Origin of the sequence: Acinetobacter sp. SwsAc5, from assembly GCF_013391485.1 — a bacterium.
Taxonomy (GTDB): Bacteria; Pseudomonadota; Gammaproteobacteria; order Pseudomonadales; family Moraxellaceae; genus Acinetobacter; species Acinetobacter towneri.
Genome location: NZ_JACAXD010000054.1, coordinates 1 through 3,907, shown reverse-complemented (window position 1 = coordinate 3,907; position 3,907 = coordinate 1). Strand labels below are relative to the sequence as shown.

The 3,907-nt window shown below is 36.7% G+C and carries 7 protein-coding genes; 2 read left to right on the top strand and 5 right to left on the bottom strand.

The window, feature by feature from the left end; translation table 11 throughout:
• From HYG89_RS15650 to HYG89_RS15635, 4 genes are all read right to left on the bottom strand, one after another.
• A partial coding sequence (locus HYG89_RS15650) for a BrnT family toxin (RefSeq protein ID WP_178868341.1) occupies nt 1-235 on the bottom strand: 235 nt, incomplete at its 3' end.
• A 40-nt stretch (nt 236-275) separates the two neighbouring features.
• On the bottom strand, nt 276-776 hold the full coding sequence (locus tag HYG89_RS15645) for a hypothetical protein (RefSeq protein ID WP_114674321.1): 501 nt from the start codon (nt 774-776) through the stop codon (nt 276-278).
• Nucleotides 773-1,702 carry a MobA/MobL family protein gene (locus tag HYG89_RS15640; RefSeq protein ID WP_057081810.1) on the bottom strand — a complete coding sequence of 310 codons (930 nt, stop codon included), beginning with the start codon at nt 1,700-1,702 and terminating at the stop codon, nt 773-775. Before HYG89_RS15640 ends, HYG89_RS15645 begins: the two co-directional genes overlap by 4 nt.
• Entirely contained in the window at nt 1,702-1,857 is a 156-nt protein-coding gene (locus tag HYG89_RS15635) for a hypothetical protein (protein WP_004812002.1), read from the bottom strand. The genes HYG89_RS15640 and HYG89_RS15635 overlap by 1 nt, the downstream gene beginning before the upstream one ends.
• Nucleotides 1,858-2,137: 280 nt before the next feature.
• Between HYG89_RS15635 and HYG89_RS15630 the strand changes: the two genes are divergently transcribed.
• Both HYG89_RS15630 and HYG89_RS15625 read left to right on the top strand, forming a co-directional pair.
• Nucleotides 2,138-2,554: a conjugal transfer protein TraD gene (locus HYG89_RS15630; RefSeq protein WP_114674322.1), complete on the top strand. Its 417-nt coding sequence runs from the start codon at nt 2,138-2,140 to the stop codon at nt 2,552-2,554.
• A 63-nt stretch (nt 2,555-2,617) separates the two neighbouring features.
• The gene (locus HYG89_RS15625; protein WP_114674323.1) at nt 2,618-3,418 is read left to right on the top strand and encodes a hypothetical protein; all 801 of its coding nucleotides are present in this window, start codon (nt 2,618-2,620) and stop codon (nt 3,416-3,418) included.
• 40 nt (nt 3,419-3,458) lie between these two features.
• Here HYG89_RS15625 and HYG89_RS15620 read toward each other — a convergent pair.
• Nucleotides 3,459-3,907 (bottom strand): hypothetical protein (locus tag HYG89_RS15620; RefSeq protein WP_178868339.1); only part of this gene is annotated, 449 nt, incomplete at its 5' end.

Below are 3,907 nucleotides of genomic sequence, written 5' to 3'. Positions count from 1 at the left end.
TCGCAACATCTCCACGTTCAACCCAAACCACTGTTAATAGTCTACCACGATTGCTTAAACCGACTGATATTAGTCGTTGTTCATCATAGTGTCCTACATCCTCAAAAGAGATCAATGCAGGATCAAGGAAAATACTACAGACCTCCTCGAACGTAATTTCTCGCCCTCGATAGACTAAATCCATTTTTTGGTCATGCCATTCAAATAACAAGCCGTAATATTCAATTAATGGCATGATTACCTCTTTTCCTCTCGTGAAATAAAAAATATGCCTATTATTTTGGGTCTATGACACAAAAATCGCCATTTTTTCCATATCCGCACTGCTTTTTCATCACACGAACACACGGTTTAGATTCCTCTCCAACAGTACAGCTTCCAATATCAAACTGGATACCTTGCTGTCTTAAGCTCTCGATCTGAGGGATATTTTCTAAAGGTTTGATATAAACACTGAATAACCAAATGATGCCAAGCATCAGAATGGCGAAAATGCCTAAAATGATGGTGATGATTTTCCATGAAAATTGATCACTGGTTGATTCAATCGAGTTTTTTAAATGTCCAAGTGCCTTAGCGGTCTTGATAAGCTCTGCTGTACCCTCCTGTAAGCCCGTATTTAGCGATTTTGATACAGTGCTATGGGTTTGCCCTGCGATGACCTTCTGAATGCGTTCTTCGGTGATTTGAAGCTCTTTAACAGCCTGATTGACTAGGTTCTGCTGTTGTTCTGCAACTGCCATCAGTGCATATAACTTTTTTTCCTCAGGTGTCATCGGCTCATCCCTCTAAACTTCATTGTTTTCTGTTGCTCTCGTTCTAATTTCTGCTGTTCTTTGTACTGCTGTAAGGCAAGCTGTTTAAAGCTGTCAAAATCAGCCTTAAAACTCTCAATGCCCTGTTTAATTTCTTTGTCTGAAATAGGGCTGTTTTTGAGTTCTTTCAGGTCTTTTTTCGGGTCGCCTAAGTCTAGTCGCTCAAGCTCTTTATAGGCTGTACGTGACTGTTGCAAGGCTTCCCTGATTTCAGGATCTTTGGCTTGGCTTGGTAATAGTTTCTTTTCGGGTTCTTTGTCTATGCCTTGCTCTTTATAGCTTCGCATATCAATACGGCTGTCAATTTGGTGTTTTTCTAAATGGCTGTTGCATAAATCCGCCCACCTTTGGCGTAGGTCTTTAATATCAGTTTTTCGTTCCTGGTAACTCTTACCGGTATTGTCTTTTTTAGCTCCGCCACGTTCAGGATTTTTGCTGTTATAGCGTTTGAAATATTGCTCTGGATCTCGTTCGATTCCATCTTGCAGACGTTCATTAAACATGAGATGCACGTGGGGCTGATCGTTGCCGTCCATTGCTTTAGGGTTATGAATCGCAAACTGATATGGATATTTTGAGCCGATCTCGGACTGAATGAAGTCCTCAACCAGTTCTAGACGTTGCTCGGCATTCATCTCTCTAGGCAGGGCAATTTCATATTCTCGATAGGTACTGCCATTTTTGCGCTCGTAAAGGTCGGCTGCCTCCCAAAAGGTAATGGGATTATGTTCAGCCCATTTCGGCATATTCCCATAGGCACTATGTTCAAGGTCAGTTTCTGCCTGTTCCTGTTTCAGCTTCTTTTCTTCATCCCGATCAATATATTCGGCATGCGGTGCTGCTTTTCCTGCTTTACCAACTTTGACACTCAATCGAGCAATTGCCATTAGGTCTTATCCTGTTCCTTTTTTCGGTTACGTTCTTTCTTAAATGCTCTTTGATCAAGTATCGAAGCCCACATCATAATGATGATAATTAGCGGTGCTGCGATCACGCCAAAAGTAATATCTTTGATTTTTCCCAGTACCTGTTTTAGTTGCATGCTGTTGCTCCTAGCTTTGGTACTTCTTTTTTCCATTCAATTTTCAATTGAATGAAAAAAAGAAGTTTCAGGGTTTTAGGGATGAAGTCCCTAACGTGCTTAGGTTTCTCAATGAAATTGAGAAACGTCTAAGCGCGCCATCAAATTTTTGATGGAAGTGCAGGCGACAATCTCTAGAACGACTTTAACAAAATTACGTTACTCGAACGTAAATATTTTGTTATCGTTCTTTGAGTATTGAGCCTGTACTTTTGCGGTATCTGAATTAATGGAACTGAATATGAATAATGATTGGCTGTCTGAAAAAATCACCTATATTTCTGCTTTAAAAAATCCGAGTGATGCTCAAAAACTTTTACTTGAATTAGCCAAAATTCAGTACAGAACACCCGACCAAGAGAAAAAGATCAATGCCTTGATCAAAGCTGAAAAAGCCATAGATCGAGCAAATAAGCAAAAAGTTGCAGTTAGAAAATTACTGAATGCAGAAAAGGAAGCTGAACGAAAAGCTCGTACACGGCACCTCATCCAATTAGGCGCACTTTTTGAGATTGCAAACTTAGATCAGCGTGACCCAGCCGAATTGCTTGGGGTTCTACTTAAAACTGCTGAAATCGACCCAAATGACATGAAATGGCAAATCTGGAAAGAGTTAGGCCAAGAAACACTAAATCATCGTAAAAAAGAAAAAATATGACAGAATCATTCAAAAACAATATATTGATTAATATAATTTTATTAACGATATATTTAAGAAAATATGACTTCTGAAACAGTAGCTTTAAAATTTAAAATTGCTTATCAAAATGGTGTCGCTGACCAACATCATCTTGATATGTATGATGCCGCAATTTCTTATTTAGGTTTTTCAAAAGCATTAAACATTACAGTCGGTGCCATACTTAATAAGCAAGTTAAGGTGAAAGGTAATCATAGTGGAGGTATTAGAGTTTATTTAGAAACATCAAAAAAAGGCAGTTTCGAGCAACTTATTACTGTGGCTTTTGAAAACCCATTAGTTGCAGGAATTACAACTTCTGCTCTTTGGGAAGGCATTAAATATGTATGGGGTTCTCTTTTGAACCAAGTTCAAGCAGTACCTAATAAACAAATTATGGATAGAATTGAGCCAATATTTGATGAGCTATTACAAGCTATTGAAACACCATTACAAGAAGCTCATCGCCCTATAGTAAATGATGACAAAATTAAAGTAGATTTAACCTGTGGGCGTAAGAAAGATGCAATTACTTTTGATAAATCGACATTAAAAGCAGTATCAGAAAAAGTATCAGAAAAAATAGAAGAAGGTAGAATAGGAAATATCACTAAATACAGTAATATCAGCTATATAGGTAGATATTTTGATGAAGTTTTAGATAAAACTGTTCCTTTTCACTCAGAAGCATTATCTAAATATGAACAAGAATTATTAACTTGGTCTCTACATGAATCCAATAAAGATATCACTAAAGGAAAGCTTAGAATTACTGTAATTCCCATTAAAACTGCCACTGGTAAACTTAAAAGATATGACTTTTTAAATGTTGAGAAAGTTTAATTTAAGTTTTTATGAGTAAGTCCAAAACTTACTCATAACTTCAGTTCCATGGTTCTTGTTTTTTATCACAAGCGTATTGAGATATAGCAATTAAAGCGTCTTTGCCTTTATAAAATTTGTTTTCAAAGCCAAAACCCTGAGAGTAAAGTATGCAGAAACATTTATATAAATAGACTCTAGCTTGTTCAGATTCATACAAAGGAAAGTCTGTAGACTTCTGATATAGTTCCTGAGCATCAACCGCTAATAAAGTTAACATTATATAGTCTGAAGCATAAACCCTAGAGTTTGCAAACAGATCTCTAAACTCTTTCTTTGAAATTATATTAGCTTTCTCTAATAAGCTACCCGTTTCAAGTAATACAGAATGACACATTACTTCTAATTCTTTTTTACTAGCACTTTTAGCCAAAATCATCCATTCATTAAAAGGTCTGATGCTTAATTGCACTGCATTTTTAAAAGAAAAAATACCTTTCATAAAAAAAA

What these genes read in the sequence shown, in the direction of transcription:
- HYG89_RS15645 (WP_114674321.1), bottom strand. Translation starts at nt 776, where the DNA reads ATGACACCTGAGGAAAAAAAGTTATATGCACTGATGGCAGTTGCAGAA.
- HYG89_RS15640 (WP_057081810.1), bottom strand. Translation starts at nt 1,702, where the DNA reads ATGGCAATTGCTCGATTGAGTGTCAAAGTTGGTAAAGCAGGAAAAGCA.
- HYG89_RS15635 (WP_004812002.1), bottom strand. Translation starts at nt 1,857, where the DNA reads ATGCAACTAAAACAGGTACTGGGAAAAATCAAAGATATTACTTTTGGC.
- HYG89_RS15630 (WP_114674322.1), top strand. Translation starts at nt 2,138, where the DNA reads ATGAATAATGATTGGCTGTCTGAAAAAATCACCTATATTTCTGCTTTA.
- HYG89_RS15625 (WP_114674323.1), top strand. Translation starts at nt 2,618, where the DNA reads ATGACTTCTGAAACAGTAGCTTTAAAATTTAAAATTGCTTATCAAAAT.